Genomic DNA, 14,957 nt, shown 5'->3' with positions numbered 1-14,957 from the left:
GGCGAGGGCTCGTAATCAGGTGGTGCTGGTGGGCTGGAGGTGTTCACCTAACTCCTTCCAAAAGCTCTTGGACTAGGGCAGCGTTACGTTCATGATCATTAGAAAGCTCAAGGGTATAGCTGGGAAGTGTACCGCTCAGTCGCTCAAGGTCGGCCAGGGTGGCTTCGATCCAGCCTTGCTCATTCGGCCTTCGGAAGAGCGTGGCATGGGTTTTAAGCGAAGCCACCACTTCATCCCCAAGTGTGTGATGGGCAGATGGGCGCTCCCGGCTGCCTTGGCGCAATAAGACAAAGGCCGCTAGAGTGCCCTCGCTTCTACTCTGTGAGGTGTAGAGCCTGTGAACATCAACTCTAAACTTTCGCCACTTGGGAAAGCGAAGACGATCTTCTTCTAGCTCGGGGAAACACTGGCTAAGTTTTGGCTCGAGGTAAACCCACCTCCCCTGACCACGGATTGCAAACGGCCCATCGTTGGCGTGCCGCACCACGAGATCGTCAGAGAGGAAGTGCATACCTCGGCGTAGACAGGCATAGGCTAACGTGGATTTTCCCACGTTTCGTTCTCCCACAAGCACCGCCATGCGCGAACCAATCCCTACGGCTGCGGCGTGCAAGGGGTAGAGGTAGGGGTGTCGTACCAGGACATAGTTGAACAGACGTTCAAAAGTCATGCGCCCAGCGGATAGTGGATTGGTCAGGTGAGACGGTGCAAGGTAAAGGGTTATGTTTCCTGTTGCCCCCTGAGCGATTCCAACCGACGGGTTCAGTACGATTACGAACTGGTCGTCCTGAAGGTGCGAAACTGGTTGGGAAAGGGGTTTCGTGGAATCCTCCACCTGAACGTAAACACGAACTGTGATGGCTTCAGCATGATCCTTGGGTAGGTTAGACAAGGGCTTGCCAAGGTAAAATTCCAGCAGCGGTAGAACGTCCGGGCTGTTGGTATGGGCCACCACCGGCACGCCAACGCAGCGGTAGTAGGTGGTGTGGGTAATTGGGATTGAGTCGTGGATTTTACCCTCGTGAGGCCGGGCAAAACGAACATGGGTAAGTGTCGACTTCATGTCGCCAGAGTAATCCTTTCCTCTAGATAAGCGAGCTTGTCGAGAATATCAACATCGTTGGGTCTAAGCTGCAAAGCTTGGATGAGTGAATTTTTAGCTCCGACGAGGTTTCCCCTGTCAAGTTGAACCGCAGCTAGGTTGACCCAAGCATCCGACAGTGTAGGAGAAAGTTGCAACACTTCGTTGTAGATTTCTTCTGCCTGCTTAAGCTGGTCTGAGCAGTAGGCCAGGTAACCTAGGTTACAGAGCAGTTCTGGATTATCGTTGTGCCACATCCGGCCTTGAGTCAGTAGGCTGGCTGCAGCCTCAAAGTTACCGTCCTCGAGGTAGATCGCAGCGGCATTGACAAAGCCCTCCGGGTAATCGGGAAACCGAACCCGCAGCATTTCCAGCGTCGAGAGCGCCTCCTGACGCTTAGCCAGCGCAGCCTGGACTAGGGCCAGATTGCAAAGAAGCTCAGGGCTAGGCACTCCTGAGCTTATGGCCTGAACCAGGGAGCGTTCGGCTTGCTCCATATCGCCGGCCAGCATAAGGAAACGTCCACGTTCACCGTGGTAATAGGGCAGATCCCCTTCGATGGCTTGAACCTCATCTAGGTAGCGCAGTGCCGATTCTATGTTTCCTCTAGAAAGCTCTAGCTGGCCTAGGTTGTATAGAAAGGTGGCGTACTCGATTCTCGCTCGGGGGTTCATCATATCGTTGGAGATTAGCCGAATGGCCTCTCGACAGGCTGCCTCGGCCTTTTGCACGTCTCCAAGCTGATGATAAGCAAGACCCTGGGCGTTGTAGAGGAATGCCTGGAGCAACGTGTCATTAATCTTCTTCGTCAGGGAGAGGGCGTGCCGAAGACGCTTATTGGCGGCTGCCGGTTCTGTTGGTTGGCTAAGTCGCAGCCAAAGCATCGCTTGGAAATAGCAGACCCATGCTTCATGACGAGGTGCACGGCTTTTGGGGAGAATCTCACAAAGCTTTGCAACGGCCCTAGCTGCCTCCCGGCCATCGCGCGATGCAAACGCTATAAGGAAGCGATTAGCCCATAGCTTAAATAAGCCGCCATGATCCTTCAGTTGTTCTGCTAGGGGGATGCCTTCGTCTAAGCAATGCTCTGCTGCTTCATAAAAACCCCCGATAGTGTAGATAGAGGCAGCTTGCTGTAACTCGCGGAGCAGCATTTGAGGCTTGCGTTTCGATCGGGCCTGCGCTAAGCGGCGCGGGATTTGCCGCCGTGTATCCAGGGTGCTCGAGTCTTCGTGATGGGTTAATGGGGTTGGGGTATGAGCTTCAAGCTCTGGAATAGGCTGGCCCAAATACACTTCTCTGACTGGGACGTCGCGGACGTAAAGTAAGAATTCCGTTATCGCCGCCTTATGCGTTGCGATAACGGTAACCTGAGAAGGTTCATACCGAACCAGGGTCGCTGCAAATCGCTGAGACAACGCGTCTGCACGATCGAGGTCATGGATGATGACTTGCGGTAGCGCTCTCAGCTGACCTACACGGAGGCTGCTCCAGAAAAGATCGGCTGCATCTGCAACCACCCAGTACATGTACTCTCTGGGGTGATATCGGAATGGCTGACGCCACTTGATTTGATCCATCAGTGGAATCAATGCTCCGTAAGTTGGGAGGTTCGTCCAGAGATCCCTCAAGGTGGTCGCGTGTTGATATGCCAGATGTGGAGGTATATGCGAGCCTATGCGCTCAAGGGAAGTTCGCGCGAGTTGTGCAGGTCCGCCTACGGGGGAGATTCCAAACGACAACGTTAAGGCTCGAGTGCGGCCTGAACCTGAATTAAAATTCGCGGCCTGTTTCCTGGCCGTGGGGTTTCCACCATGAATTAGGCAGAAAGCGCGAAATTCTGGATTATTCACAAAATTCCTTTCCAAAAGGCCTGGAGCTATACTCGGCTCCAGGCCCACTCCTCGGTTTCAATGCGCACTACCAGTAGATCCAAGATCTCGGCCTGCGAATCGCATTAATCATTACGACCTTAGCCATGATTACGATCACCTCCTTTATGTTGAAACTGATTCAGCATACTCCAAAAAAATCTATTTGTCAATTTGCCAAAAGTATTGGGGTGCATCTCAGCAATTCCGTACAGGGAAAGCCCTCCACCTCAGGGCCTCGAAGGCCACCAGCGGATGGGAACTACATAGCTGGGCGCGGTGGGCTGCTGTGCGCGAAGCCCCAGGGCGACTCCACTGCATCCCCGAGCGTTTCATGCGGGCACCGATAACATGCTTGTTCATCCCCTCCACCTGGCCTGAACCGATGGGCCAGCCCCGGGCTTTATAGGCCGGGTAGTCCATCCGATCGGCCCTTTGCTCCAGGTACTGGATTGCGCTGCGGGCCTCTTCCGACCAGCTCTGCCGCTCAGGAGCGGTAGGGGGTGGGCAGTAGGTGCCTAGCCACTCCCCACCCGCCACCTCCCCCCTCAGCCAGCGCCTACGTTCCTCCGCCCGTTCCTCCTCCGACCAGCCCAGCTCCAGCATGACCTGTTCGAGATACTGACTGGCATGGAACACGTCTATCACCTGGGGGATGCCCAGGGTTTGGTAGAGCTGTTCGATCCAGACCGCCCCATCTGAGACCCCAATCACTTCATCCTGTCTCTGTACCCCCGCCGCCCGCAGCAGCCCCGAGAGCTGGGGCAGCAGTTGCTCGGGCTTCATCACCCCCGCCATACGGGTGCGCGCACCAGGAGCCCGCTGCGGATAAACCAGGGCGGTTTTGACCTCGATACCTTCACAGCGATGGGTGCTGGGATGGGGTTGTCCCGCTACCCGCACCCCATCCACCTCCAGCACCATCACCCGTCCCTCCCCCTCGGCCAAAGCCGCCCAGGCCCGCTCCTGCAGGCTGGCACAGAGCGTCTCCTCTAACGCTTTGCCGTAGGTCGCATGCAGCCGGGCCAGCCCCGCTGCGCTCACCTCCAGGCCGAAGGCGCGGCCCAGCTCCGCTGCCTCCTCATACGGCAGTCGGCCAGCCAGCTCCAGCAGCCGCTCCAGCACCCAGGGGGTATACCCACTGCCGTCCAGGCTCCCATCCAGCCGGTAGCTGTGTTCCCGTCCCGCCTCGTCCCGCAGCCGATGTACCCTGACCTGGATAAACCCCCAGCTACCGCGTACCTGGCTGGTGCGTTGTCCCACCCTCCTCCACCCCTTCGGTAGCTCCAGGGGGGGAAGGCGCCTGGGTCTCTTCCACCAGGCCTTGCATCAGCGTCCTGAGGAGTTCCGGGTTATGTCGCAGCATGGCCCGTTCGATCTCCGCCAGTCCACTCCCCGCTTCCAGGCTTAGTTCCAGGTCTTCCATGTACCGCTCAAAGGCTTGGCGTGCTTTCGTTTTCCACTCTTTCATGCCTTATTCTGGCATACGGATTTTTAGAGATGCACCCAAAGTATTGTTTTACCAAGTACAAGAATAGCTATAACCTGTGCTTTGGGTTCTGCCAACGAAGTTTGTGTATGAAACTCCAATTCGTAAAAGAACATGTACTGGGTGGTATAGAATACGTCTATCACCTGGGGAATCCCCAGGGATTGGCACAGGTTCTCGATCCAAACAGCCTCGTCCGAGGCCGCAACCAGGGTTTCGCCGGTCTTGACCCCGGCTTGACGCAGCAGGCCCGATACCAAGGCCAGATAGGCCCCGGCTTCCCTGACCCCGCCCAACGGGTGCGCTGACTGCGACCGTTCTGGGGATAGATCAGAGCACATGCCTTCGTGTGCTAGCTACCCTCAAACCTTCATCCCCGCCATCTTCAACAGCACCCGGCTCCGGATGAGGTTGTGGGCCACCAGAAGCAGGTTCACCCGCGCCACCAAACCCCACCAAGACCGGGCCTCTATCCGGTAGAACCCAAGCGAACGCACCAAACACTAAACCGTGTCTCAATCCCGTTTCTCACCCGTCCCATCCAATCCTCTTCTCCCGACCATTCCCCGGCAGAAGGGCGAAGCGGAAAAAGAGGCCCCGCTCGTTCATCATCGCTACCAGGACATGACCCGCAAAAGCTCCGAGGGGGCCTGCTCCGATGGCTGCGTGGGGGAAGGAGAGGGTGTGGATGCGGTGGCCGTAGGCCAGGGGGTAGGGGTTTGAGAGTTTGGCGGCCATGTGGCCTTTGGCGAGGTTCCGGCCTTGGAGGGCGGGGTTTGGGGAGCTTAACGCCTTGGGCTTGGCGGGCCTTGAGGGTGTCGTCCACCCAGATCTAGATGAACACCAGAAGGGTTTTTGCGTCAAGATAATAAAGGAGGTGCTCACGGTCTGGAGTCATAGCACCCCCTCTTTTTCTCACTCAAGTTACGCAAGACTCAAGCAGCGGTGTCCAGGAAGGCGATGAGGTCATCTCGATTGAGGGTCAACTTGCGAGAAATGAGCCTGCGACGGAGTACAAAGACTCCAGAACGGGTCTGAAGCTTGAGCCTTTGGAGGTAGTGGTAGGCCAATAGGCCGAAGGTCAGGTGGTGGCTGTAGGTGTTGATGTTGCGTTGTTGTACCCCCTGCCAGCCACACTCCTGCTTGAGCACTCGGAAAACCTCCTCGATCTCAGCCCGTATCTTGTAGAGCTTTTTGACGGTCTTCCACTCCAGTGAGGTATCGCTGGTGGCATAGAACTTACTACCCCTGCGAAAAACCTTGACCTCGATTCCGCCTTTGAGCTTGCCGATGGTGTGCCAGTGGGGGTGACGACAGCGGGTCTTGAGCTGCTTGCCATCCAGATAGCGATTCTTCCTAAGCCGGGTGACAAAGTGCCATCCCAAACGTATCACCGTCTTGAGGACTTTCTGGCTGGCATACCAGGCATCAAACAAGGTGTACTTCGGAGTTAGACCCCATTCCTTGGCTTGCCCGAGTAACTCAACCGCTAGATCGTGCTTGCTCTTGCCTTTGGTGTAGGGCAGAAAAGCCAGTGGGATGGTCTTCTTTCCATCACTCCAGCACAACAAGACTACACTCAACCCCAAGATGAATCCACCCGTTTTGGTGTCCAGCAGCTTGCAGATGCCTTCTATCCCGAGGGTGTGTTTCTCCAAGATGGTGTCATCTAGGAGCAAGTATCCCCCCTCTAAACCCAACTTGTTGACCAAGTCTTGGTACAACGAGCACACCTTACTGTCTTTGAGTGTTCGTTGGAACCAATCGTGGGAGATTGATTCGCTATCGAAGCCGTCTGCTAAACCGCTACAACTTTGGTTATCTACTGACACCAGCATCGCTTCCAAGTACGTCGCCAACGGGGTTATACTCATCTTGGGGTCTCCTGTTGCACCAGAAGACCCCTATTCTATCGCCTTTTTTCTTCCTTGCGTAACTTGAGTCTCATCCAAACACAGGTGTCAAGTAGCACACGAAGGCATTTGATTTCCACCCCGCTGCACAGTTGCTGCTGGGGGTCGGCTCGACCCACGATCCGTACCCCATCCATCTGCAACACCATCACCCTTGCATCCGATGTCTCATCTCCTGGAATGGCTGTCGCTAAGGGTTCCAGGGCCTGGGCCAGCAGTTGTTGCTCCATCTCCCCTTTCACTGCCTGGGCATGGCCTGCACACAACCGCTCCAAATCCGCTCGACTTACCGCCAGGCCAAAGCCCTGAGCTACCACCGCCGCCTCTTCATAAGGCAACCGGGCCGCCAGATCCAACAACCGCTCCAGGCTCCACCCACTCCCATCCTGGGTGCTGTCCTCGTAGCAATCCGGCTATCCCCAGCTTTATTCCTCAAGCCGCTGTACTTTGACCCGCACTGCCTCGTACCCGCTTTGGATGCTTCGCCAGCGCTGTCCGTTTTGGATCCACCCTTTGGGTATCTCCCGGGGAGGAAATCGCCTTTTAGCACTCGCTGAGGCTCTCCATCACCCTTCCCAGCATCGGTGGACTCAGCTACATCATGACCGCTTCTATCCCTGCCAGGCCACTCCCGGGTTCGATTGCTTGCTTCAAATCCTCTCTGTACCGATTAAAGATTGCCCTGGCTTTGGCTTCCCATGTGTTCATGCCCTACTCTACACTTATCCACCTTTTTTGAGATGCACCCTCGGCCAGAAAATGGACGACCAAAGTTTGGTATTGGAGTAGTCGTCGCTGCAAACGGGTGCGTTCAGGTAGATGGGGGAAGCAGTCACCCAGGTTGGCGATCAGCCACAGGTAGGAGCGACGGAATGAACTGCCTTTGAGGCTGAACATCAGTCCGATGGTTACCAACTCGCTAAGGCAGAGCTTGGTTTGTCGATGTTTCCGCTGTTCAGCCTTCAAACTTAGAGCATCGTCTACCCCAACGTACATCACCAAAGCTACGTCCTCCAGCGATAGAATGCAACTCGGGTCTGGCTGCATACACCGGATCCTGCTCCTTTCTCCAACTACTTTTCAACCAGCACCGGTGATTATCTATCCCGTCTCCCAAAGCGCCAGGCGGCGCCCCACAAACCGAGTCAATACGGGGCCCTAGGGCGTGCAGAAGCCCCACCCGAAAGGGTTCCAGGGGGTTCAGGAGCACCGCAGGCAGCAAGAAGCCTTCCAACAGATACGCCCAGGGCCACCGCCAGCCCCATCACCAGGAGGTCGTAAGCCAGCACCAGCAGGCCCAGGGCCCGGGAGGGCTCGAGGCCCTCTCCAGGGGGCTGCTGCTTTCATATACCTTAGGCTTCTCAGCGCTGGCCTTGCTTATTTTTGAGCGAAAGGATATCTGAGTGGTCTGGTAACTTTCTTTATGTCACACTTTACCCATGAAAGCGAACAATACCACCAAGGTCTACTTGAGTGCCGAGGAACGCCAAACCTTGACGCAAATGGTCAAGAAGATGGAGTGCGGGGAGCGCAAATATAAACGAGCCCGTACCTTGCTGCTGCTGGATCGGAGCCAGGGGGAAGAGCGCAGCGGGAGGGCGGTGGCACAAACCGTGGGTTTACGGCCCCACACGGTGAGCAAGATTGCCCAGCGCTATGTGGGGGGGGGGAGTGACAGCGGCGCTGGAGGAGAAGCCCCGACCGGGGCGTAAACCCAAGATCAGCGGGGAAGTGGAGGCCAAGCTGATTGCTCTGGCTTGTGAAACAGTGGAGGAGGGAACGGGTCGAAAAGGGCAGGCCCGCTGGACGCTGCGGATGCTGGCGGATCGCTTGGTAGAACTGGGGTTGGTGGATACCATCAGCCATGTGGCAGTGATGAAGCGGCTGAAAAAAACGAACTCAAGCCCTGGCAAGTCCAGAGTTGGTGCATCCCACCTCAAGCCAGCGCGGCCTTCGTAGCCAAGATGGAGGATGTGCTGGAGGTCTATGCCCGTCCTTACAACCCTGAGTACCCACAAATCTGCCTGGACGAGAAGCGCAAGGAACTGCGCGATACCCCCAACGGGGCCCTACCCCTGGGGCCGAATCAACCTCGACGAGAGGACTACGAATACACCCGCCAGGGGAGTGCCTCCATCCTTTTATGGAACGAACCACTCACAGGTAAGTGTGGCCTCCATGCTGAGGAGACCGCCGACAGTCTGAGCTTTGCCCAGCTCATCCAAGAGATCGTGGAGCAGCACTACCCCCAGGCCCGCAAGATCGTCCTGGTCACCGATAACGCTTCTTACCACACCCCTGCTGCCCTGTACAAAGCCTTTCCTCCCGAGGAAGCCTTCCGCCTGGCCCAACGAATAGAGTGGCACTACACCCCGGAGCACGGTTCGTGGTTGAACATGGCTGAGATCGAACTTTCGGTGCTTGAGCGTCAGTGTTTGAACCGACGCATCCCCGACCTGCAAACCCTCCGAGCCGAAACCCAAGCCTGGGCCCTTCAGCGCAATCAGCAGCGGGTCACCATTCAATGGCGCTTCACTACCGCCGATGCACGGATCAAGCTGGCCAGGCTTTACCCTAAAAGATGTAACGACAATTAAGTTACCAGAGCACTAAGTGGTCTGGTAACAAAATACGCAGTATGGGGTTTAGCCTTCAGAACGCGCCGTGTCGCGTAAACCGGGGCCTTCGGTGCCTTGCCTGTACGGTCATGCAAAAAGCACCCCACCCCGCTTCGCCCCTTCCCTCCCCTACTGCGTAGGGGAGGCCAGGTGGGGTGGCTGACCTGGCCCTTCACGCAGCCGATTGGGGGCCTTGCCTAATACCCTCCCCCACCCTCCCTACGCGGTAGGGAGGGCGTTTTTAGGCCATCTCGGGGGCCGAGGTGGGATGGAATCTCTACAACGATGTATTCGGTGTGCGGTACATAACTTCGGAAATTTAGTTACCATACCACTAGCCAGAGTAACCAAGTATTCCGACAGTCCCAGGGGGCGGCAGAGGCCGCCCCGCTTCTTTGCATGCAAAGTGAGGAAGATATGCCAGCACTCGCGCTTACCCTCGACCTCGACCCCAAAGAGGCCGGGGCTCTCGAGCGTCTTCTCGGCGACCACCTCTACTTCGGGTGGGTGGAGCTGGAGGGGGAGTTCGACCTGGCGGCCAGCGGGGTCGTCTCCGAAGCCCTGCGCTCGGTTTACCGGCGGCTGCGGGAGGCCCGGAGGCAGAGGCCCGATTCCAACGGCTGAAGCCAGGGGGCGGCAGAGACCGCCCTTTTTCCTTTTCCGAGGCGGATATATGAAAAAGCGCGTGCGTTTTGCTCGAGGCCATGCCTGGGGAATGGGCCGCAGTACCCAGACCCACGGCGATAAGCGGCAGAAAAGGATGAAGACTCGGGGAGCTCGGCGGCGGGAGGCCTTGCGGGACGAGTAAGAACCAGGGGGCGGCCTCCCGCCGCCCCGTTTCTTTCGATGAGGTGATCGCTATGCAGATCGAACTCAGCGAAAAGGAAGTCAAGGCCCTGCTGGAACTCCTCAAAGAGCACCTCTACTACGGCTGGATCGAGCAGGACGGGGAGTTTGAGGTGGTCTCGAGCGGGCAGGTCTCGGCCACGCTCAGGGAGCTCTACCGGCGCCTCAAAGGGGGTCAGGCCAAAGCGGCCTGATTCTTGCCCCCGTGGAGGTGGGTATGGGTTTGGATCTGGGGCAAGAACGGGCGCGGGCTGTGAGAGCGCTGGACAACCTGCTGGCCCTGATCGAGGAGGCCGAGCGGGATCTCCGGCAGGCCCAGGCCCGGCTGGAGGGCCTGCTACCCTTGCGGGTGGTGTGGAAGCGGAAGACCTGCGGGAAGGCGGGGTGCCGCTGCACGCGGGGCGCTTTGCACGGCCCCTACCCGTATCTCATCGAGCACAGGGAGGGCCGGAAGATCGAGCGCTACCTGGGCAAGGGTTGGAGCCCCCCGGAGGGAATGGTGACACCAGAACGGTATCGGAGGCTGATGGGCGAGTTTCAGGCCCGGCGCAAACGGCTGGAGCGGCTACTCGAGCGGTTGGACCGGGCGGTGGAGGTCCTGTATGGACATCGTTAGGGGCGACTTCCTCAAGGGACTAGGCGACGAAGGGGGCCTGGTGGCCGCCCCCACCAACGGGGTCATTGCGCCAGCGGGCCTGGTGATGGGGGCCGGGGCCGCCTTGGCCTTGGCGCGGCACCGCCCTGCCCTGCGGCAAGCCCTGGCCCGTCGGATCGAGCGGGAGGGGGTGCGGGTGGGCCGCTTCTGGCGCTACGGCTTCGTGGCGGTGCGGCTCGAAGACCGCCTCTACGGGGCCTTCCAGAGCAAGCTGGACTTCCGCCGGGGGAGCGACCTCGAGCTCGTCCGCTTCAGCGCCGAGCGGCTGCGCCTGTGGTTGGTGGAGCATCCCGGCGTTGTTGTCCACCTGGCCTTCCCCGGCATCGGGCTGGGCGGGCTGTCGCCCGAGGCGGTGTGGGGGGTGCTGGAGGCAACCCTGGCCGAGGTCTCGGGAGCGGTGCGGCTGTACCGCAAGTAGGCAAGCAGCACCAGGGGGCGGCAGAGGCCGCCCCGCTTGTCTTTTCGAGGAGGCAGCCATGAAAAGAGATCTTCTGCGCGAGTCACGTGAGGCGGTGGGCATCCTGGATTACACGCTCAAGCAGATCCACCAGCGCCAACAACGGTTCGGCTACACCCCCAACACCAGCGAGGTGGCCGAGCTTTACAACGCTTTGGCCCGGGCGCTGAACATCGTCAATCGGCTTTCGTCGCAAAGCCTTCGACCGGAGGAGTACAGCGCCGAGGCCATCCGCAAGCTGCTGGACTGAAAGGAGAAACCATGCTGCTGATCAAGCTCACCTGCTTCGACGAGCCGGAGTACCTGATCTTCCGGCAGAACCGCCCCATAGCCCGCTGGAGTGCCACGGAAGCCTGGGAGAATTTCATCCTGGCCTTGCTGGAACGGCTGGATCTGAAGGTGGAGGCGGTGGACGCCACCCCCACCGTGACCTCCTTTGCGGAGGCGGCGGGGGAAGAGGAGGAGTGGGAGACCGAGGCCCTGCTCGCCGCGGTGCTCGAGGTGTTCGGCCCGGAGGCGCTGGGCCGACCGCTGAGCCCCACCCATGCCCTGGCCATCCGGCACAGCGGCCTGCCGCTCGTGGGCACCGAGTCGGCCTGGCTGCGCTACCGCTCGTAGGAGGAGCACATGGGATACACGCACTACTGGACAGTGAGAGACCTGGACGGGCTGGAGCAATCCCTACCCCAGATTGCCGCCGATCTGGAGGCGCTCAGGCCCCAACTGCCCCACCTGGCTGGGCCGATGGGGAAGGGGGAGGCAAGCATCGGGCCCCGAGGCCTCTACCTCAACGGGATCAGCCCGGAGGACTGCGAGAGCTTCATCCTGGACGCCCGGCGCAGCAACTACATACACACGTCGAGCGGCCTGTTCGGCTTCTGCAAGACCCGCAGACTGCCTTACGACCTGGCGGTGAAGGCGGCCCTGACCCTGGCCCGCTGGCACGCCGAGAGGGCGATAGAGGTGCGTTCGGACGGCACGGTTGCGGAATGGGCGGACGCCTGCCGCCTGGTGGAGCGGGAGCTGGGCTACCCGGTAGATCCCTTCTTCGTGCTGGGGGAATAGCGATGCAAACAAAAGAATCGCTCTGGATAAGGGTTGACGGAACTGCCGTGGCAACCGGCAGCTTGCGGGCCCTGCTACGGCAACTCATGCGCCTGAGTGGGATCGACACGCCCACGGCCATCGAGGCCGCACGGGGGTTGAAGGCAGGGTACGACGAGCAGGCTGCCCTGTGCGAAAGCCGATTCGGAGAGAGCTACTACCGCCCGCTCGTCCGCTGGTTCAAAGTTGCGGACAGCGACCCCGACTACCCCGATCACATCGGCCTGGCCTACAGCAAGGTCTTCGCCCAAGACCGCTACCAGTGGGAACTGTACTACGCCCTCGCTTGAAGGAGGTTTGATGCGACGGATCAACGACCCTATAGCTCTACGGGACTGCCTGGCCCGGCTGTCCAATGGCACCCACCTGACCGTGGCCCAGGCCCGGCTGCTGCTGGCCTCGAGGGGCATCCGGGCCCAGCGAAAGGCCGTCGAGGCGGCCCTGGCTGCCTTTGGTGCAAGGGCGGCGCAACCCCCTCGAACCAAGCCTGAACCAGCCCGCCCCCGCCTGAAGTCCCTGGATGACCTGCCGCTCACCCCGGAGGAGCGGGAAATCATGGAGCGGTTGCGGAGGGAGCGGATATGAGAACGCTGAAGAACATCGAAGTCTTGATCGGAGTGCTCGAGCGGCTGAAGGGCGAGTCCCCCGAGTTCCAGGAAGATGCGCTGTGGAAGATCGGGGACTTCATCAGCGAGGCGGTGGATGAGGGGACAACCCTCGACGAGGAAACGCTCTATGAGCAGTTGCGGGCCTTCCACCTCGACATTGCGGAAATGGCGGCTGAGGAATGAACCAGGGGGCGGTGGGCCGCCCCCTTCCTTCTTCCGAGGTGGGATATGCGAGAGGAAATCTGCCCGGAATGCGGGGGCGACGGCTACCTGGTCTATGTGGGCGGCCCCGGCTACTACAGCAGCGCGTTTGGCAACTACCTGCCCAGCGAGGAGTGCGTGCGGTGCTCGTTTTGCGGTGGGAGCGGACTGGTGGAGGTGGAGGATGCGGCAGTACAAGGAACTGAAGCGGATCGGGTTGTCGTACCTGGAGAAGGCCCCGGATCACGGGCGGCCTGAGCTGGCGGTCATCTTCCCTGACCGCAGGCGCTACCGGGTGGTGCCGGTGGCGGTGGGGGAGCGAGCCGCCGAACTCTGGCGGCATCCTCTCTCGGAGGAGGGCTTTCTGGCCCTGGCACAACATGCCCCGGACGAAGCGCTGGTATCGGCTTGAGGCGGGCCGCCTGACGGCGTTGCTCGAGCGGCTCTCCCTCAAGGACGGGCTTTTGCTGTGGGAGGCCCTGGGGGAAGACCCCAGGGCTTTTCCACTGGGCAAGCCCGCCGCTTTGAAAAAGGCAAAACAGCGGATTCGAGGGGACAAAATGTCCCCCGGAATCCCGCGAAACGAGGGGACAAAATGTCCTGCCCCTTTGCGTACAGCAGCGGAAAAAACCCCCGCAAAAAACGTGAAACAGGGGGACAAAGTGTCCCCGGAAATCCCACGGAAAAAGGGGACAGAACGTCCCCGCTACCCCGACCCCGCCGGGGCGCTGGCCCAGACACTCGGCGGCTGGCGGGCCGGGCTCTTGTTCCGCGCTCGCAAGGAGCAGAACCCCCTGATCCAAAGGCTGGCCCATGAGCACCGGGAGAGCCTGCTGGAACTGCTGAACCTGGCCGAGGGCCTGCCACTGCCCCGGCGAATCCCCACCACCCTGGCCTGGCTGGGGGAGTTTGCGAAGGAGCTCGAGCGGTTGGGGGACGCCGAGGTGCAGAAGGTGCTGTTGGAGGTGCGGAAGCGGGGCGCGGAGAACCCCCTGAGCTATGCGGCCCGGGTGCTGGCCGGGCAGAAGCGGGAGGAGAAGCAGGTATGGACACCGACCGGCGAGCAGTTTTAGACCTTGCCCCCTGGCTGGCGGCCATGAAGGCCAAAGGGGGGCAAGAACCCCCCACCGACCCCGCCCTGCCCCCCTGCCCGCTGTGCGGGGCAGCAGCCCTGAGCGGGTACGCCTTCGCCCGGCCCAGCCAGATCGAGCACGACTGCGACTGCGGCTACCTCGAGCCCGAGCGTTACCAGGCCGCTTTGCTCAAGGCCTGGCGGCGCTACACCGCCCCCCGGCTCCTGCGGGCCGACCTGGAGGGCTACCCCCGCTACCGGGAGTACCTGGAAAAGCCCCTCGAGATCCACGGCGGCAACCAGCAGGCCGTGGATGCGGTGCGGGCCTATGGCGGGGGCATCCTCTTCCTCTTCGGCCCGCCGGGGGTGGGCAAGACCCACCTGGCCTTGCGGCTGGCAGCGCGGCTGTGCGAGGAGGGGCGGTTCGTGCGCTTCCGCAGCGAGCTGGATTTCCTGGCCGAGGAGCGGTTGGCGGCGGCGGGGGAAGGGGCCTTGCCCCAGTACGAGCGGCTGGTGCTCGACGACGGGGGCAAGAGCCGCCTCTCCCCCTTCAGCGCCGAACGCCTCTACGCCCTGGTGGAGGGGGCCAGTGCAGGCCGCTACGACCTGATCCTCACCTCCAACCTGGCCCCGGAAGTCTTCGCCACGCGGTTGGGCGAGGTGGGAGAAGCCGTGCTGTCGCGCATCCGGGGTGGGCTGGTGGCGGAGGTGCAGGGGCCGGACAGGCGGTTTTGAACCAGGGGGCCCTCGAGGGCCCCCCAGGTGAGCATGGAAAGGAGTTCTGTTATGCTCTCTGACCCTGAAAGCATCGAAACCCCGGCGCAGATGATGGAGCTACGGGAAAGACTGGAAGAGGTTCTTAGACAGCGCCACGGTTATGCCCGGATAGAAATAGACGATCTTAGCGCAAGTGTTTACATCAGTTCGGAAAAGCCCTTCTTCATCGCGTTTTTTCCGATCAACATGTGGCTTTTCTGGCAGGTTATGCAGTAGCTCATTCAGTTTCTTGCCCCGATTCGGCCCATAGGCGGTTGAATAGGGG

The 14,957-nt window shown here is 60.1% G+C and carries 26 protein-coding genes; 18 read left to right on the top strand and 8 right to left on the bottom strand.

What is annotated here, in order from left to right; translation table 11 throughout:
• Positions 1 to 43: 43 nt before the first annotated feature.
• From Q0X18_RS11645 to Q0X18_RS11610, 8 genes are all read right to left on the bottom strand, one after another.
• Positions 44 to 1,063, bottom strand: coding sequence for a hypothetical protein (locus Q0X18_RS11645; protein WP_297562629.1), 1,020 nt, complete (start codon positions 1,061 to 1,063; stop codon positions 44 to 46).
• On the bottom strand, positions 1,060 to 2,661 hold the full coding sequence (locus Q0X18_RS11640) for a lipopolysaccharide assembly protein LapB (protein ID WP_297562626.1): 1,602 nt from the start codon (positions 2,659 to 2,661) through the stop codon (positions 1,060 to 1,062). Before Q0X18_RS11640 ends, Q0X18_RS11645 begins: the two co-directional genes overlap by 4 nt.
• A 489-nt stretch (positions 2,662 to 3,150) precedes the next feature.
• The gene (locus tag Q0X18_RS11635; protein ID WP_297557391.1) at positions 3,151 to 4,215 is read right to left on the bottom strand and encodes a hypothetical protein; all 1,065 of its coding nucleotides are present in this window, start codon (positions 4,213 to 4,215) and stop codon (positions 3,151 to 3,153) included.
• Entirely contained in the window at positions 4,184 to 4,423 is a 240-nt protein-coding gene (locus Q0X18_RS11630; protein ID WP_211247175.1) for a hypothetical protein, read from the bottom strand. The genes Q0X18_RS11635 and Q0X18_RS11630 overlap by 32 nt, the downstream gene beginning before the upstream one ends.
• Before the next feature lie 380 nt (positions 4,424 to 4,803).
• Positions 4,804 to 4,941: a hypothetical protein gene (locus tag Q0X18_RS11625; RefSeq protein ID WP_297562624.1), complete on the bottom strand. Its 138-nt coding sequence runs from the start codon at positions 4,939 to 4,941 to the stop codon at positions 4,804 to 4,806.
• 28 nt (positions 4,942 to 4,969) lie between these two features.
• Complete coding sequence (locus tag Q0X18_RS11620; protein ID WP_297562622.1) at positions 4,970 to 5,179, bottom strand: hypothetical protein; 210 nt, start codon at positions 5,177 to 5,179, stop codon at positions 4,970 to 4,972.
• 197 nt (positions 5,180 to 5,376) lie between these two features.
• Positions 5,377 to 6,315, bottom strand: a complete 939-nt coding sequence (locus Q0X18_RS11615; protein WP_297557551.1) for a transposase — start codon at positions 6,313 to 6,315, stop codon at positions 5,377 to 5,379.
• Between the two features lie 35 nt (positions 6,316 to 6,350).
• The gene (locus Q0X18_RS11610) at positions 6,351 to 6,710 is read right to left on the bottom strand and encodes a hypothetical protein (RefSeq protein WP_297562619.1); all 360 of its coding nucleotides are present in this window, start codon (positions 6,708 to 6,710) and stop codon (positions 6,351 to 6,353) included.
• Positions 6,711 to 7,793: 1,083 nt separating this feature from the next.
• Between Q0X18_RS11610 and Q0X18_RS11605 the strand changes: the two genes are divergently transcribed.
• From Q0X18_RS11605 to Q0X18_RS11520, 18 genes are all read left to right on the top strand, one after another.
• Entirely contained in the window at positions 7,794 to 8,066 is a 273-nt protein-coding gene (locus tag Q0X18_RS11605; protein WP_297562617.1) for a hypothetical protein, read from the top strand.
• A complete protein-coding gene (locus Q0X18_RS11600; RefSeq protein ID WP_297562614.1) occupies positions 8,011 to 8,313 on the top strand; it encodes a helix-turn-helix domain-containing protein in 303 nt (100 codons plus the stop codon). Before Q0X18_RS11605 ends, Q0X18_RS11600 begins: the two co-directional genes overlap by 56 nt.
• The gene (locus Q0X18_RS11595; RefSeq protein WP_297563079.1) at positions 8,283 to 8,951 is read left to right on the top strand and encodes an IS630 family transposase; all 669 of its coding nucleotides are present in this window, start codon (positions 8,283 to 8,285) and stop codon (positions 8,949 to 8,951) included. The genes Q0X18_RS11600 and Q0X18_RS11595 overlap by 31 nt, the downstream gene beginning before the upstream one ends.
• 438 nt (positions 8,952 to 9,389) lie before the next feature.
• Positions 9,390 to 9,596 carry a peptidylprolyl isomerase gene (locus Q0X18_RS11590; protein WP_297562612.1) on the top strand — a complete coding sequence of 69 codons (207 nt, stop codon included), beginning with the start codon at positions 9,390 to 9,392 and terminating at the stop codon, positions 9,594 to 9,596.
• Between the two features lie 49 nt (positions 9,597 to 9,645).
• Complete coding sequence (locus Q0X18_RS11585) at positions 9,646 to 9,780, top strand: hypothetical protein (RefSeq protein WP_268766464.1); 135 nt, start codon at positions 9,646 to 9,648, stop codon at positions 9,778 to 9,780.
• A 52-nt stretch (positions 9,781 to 9,832) separates the two neighbouring features.
• On the top strand, positions 9,833 to 10,012 hold the full coding sequence (locus Q0X18_RS11580) for a peptidylprolyl isomerase (RefSeq protein ID WP_297562608.1): 180 nt from the start codon (positions 9,833 to 9,835) through the stop codon (positions 10,010 to 10,012).
• 23 nt (positions 10,013 to 10,035) lie between these two features.
• The gene (locus tag Q0X18_RS11575; RefSeq protein WP_297562606.1) at positions 10,036 to 10,434 is read left to right on the top strand and encodes a DUF6788 family protein; all 399 of its coding nucleotides are present in this window, start codon (positions 10,036 to 10,038) and stop codon (positions 10,432 to 10,434) included.
• A complete protein-coding gene (locus Q0X18_RS11570) occupies positions 10,421 to 10,891 on the top strand; it encodes a hypothetical protein (protein WP_297562604.1) in 471 nt (156 codons plus the stop codon). Before Q0X18_RS11575 ends, Q0X18_RS11570 begins: the two co-directional genes overlap by 14 nt.
• A gap of 58 nt (positions 10,892 to 10,949) precedes the next feature.
• Positions 10,950 to 11,180: a hypothetical protein gene (locus Q0X18_RS11565; protein ID WP_024049851.1), complete on the top strand. Its 231-nt coding sequence runs from the start codon at positions 10,950 to 10,952 to the stop codon at positions 11,178 to 11,180.
• Between the two features lie 11 nt (positions 11,181 to 11,191).
• Entirely contained in the window at positions 11,192 to 11,548 is a 357-nt protein-coding gene (locus tag Q0X18_RS11560; RefSeq protein ID WP_297562599.1) for a hypothetical protein, read from the top strand.
• A gap of 9 nt (positions 11,549 to 11,557) precedes the next feature.
• Entirely contained in the window at positions 11,558 to 11,995 is a 438-nt protein-coding gene (locus Q0X18_RS11555) for a hypothetical protein (RefSeq protein ID WP_147075234.1), read from the top strand.
• Positions 11,996 to 11,997: 2 nt separating this feature from the next.
• Positions 11,998 to 12,324 (top strand): hypothetical protein, encoded by a 327-nt coding sequence (locus Q0X18_RS11550; RefSeq protein ID WP_049626888.1) that lies wholly within the window; start codon positions 11,998 to 12,000, stop codon positions 12,322 to 12,324.
• 10 nt (positions 12,325 to 12,334) lie between these two features.
• Positions 12,335 to 12,619, top strand: a complete 285-nt coding sequence (locus Q0X18_RS11545; RefSeq protein ID WP_036198178.1) for a hypothetical protein — start codon at positions 12,335 to 12,337, stop codon at positions 12,617 to 12,619.
• Positions 12,616 to 12,825: a hypothetical protein gene (locus tag Q0X18_RS11540; RefSeq protein ID WP_147075233.1), complete on the top strand. Its 210-nt coding sequence runs from the start codon at positions 12,616 to 12,618 to the stop codon at positions 12,823 to 12,825. The genes Q0X18_RS11545 and Q0X18_RS11540 overlap by 4 nt, the downstream gene beginning before the upstream one ends.
• Before the next feature lie 202 nt (positions 12,826 to 13,027).
• Positions 13,028 to 13,255 carry a hypothetical protein gene (locus tag Q0X18_RS11535; protein WP_147075232.1) on the top strand — a complete coding sequence of 76 codons (228 nt, stop codon included), beginning with the start codon at positions 13,028 to 13,030 and terminating at the stop codon, positions 13,253 to 13,255.
• Between the two features lie 250 nt (positions 13,256 to 13,505).
• The gene (locus Q0X18_RS11530) at positions 13,506 to 13,916 is read left to right on the top strand and encodes a hypothetical protein (protein WP_297562589.1); all 411 of its coding nucleotides are present in this window, start codon (positions 13,506 to 13,508) and stop codon (positions 13,914 to 13,916) included.
• Positions 13,889 to 14,650 (top strand): ATP-binding protein, encoded by a 762-nt coding sequence (locus Q0X18_RS11525; RefSeq protein ID WP_297562587.1) that lies wholly within the window; start codon positions 13,889 to 13,891, stop codon positions 14,648 to 14,650. Before Q0X18_RS11530 ends, Q0X18_RS11525 begins: the two co-directional genes overlap by 28 nt.
• A gap of 51 nt (positions 14,651 to 14,701) precedes the next feature.
• Positions 14,702 to 14,908 carry a hypothetical protein gene (locus Q0X18_RS11520; protein WP_297562585.1) on the top strand — a complete coding sequence of 69 codons (207 nt, stop codon included), beginning with the start codon at positions 14,702 to 14,704 and terminating at the stop codon, positions 14,906 to 14,908.
• The last annotated feature ends 49 nt before the right edge of the window (positions 14,909 to 14,957 follow it).

It is taken from the genome of Meiothermus sp. (genome assembly GCF_026004075.1).
Classification (GTDB): Bacteria; Deinococcota; Deinococci; order Deinococcales; family Thermaceae; genus Meiothermus.
Note: the sequence above shows the minus strand (reverse complement) of the source record. Positions and strands in the feature narration are given on the sequence as shown.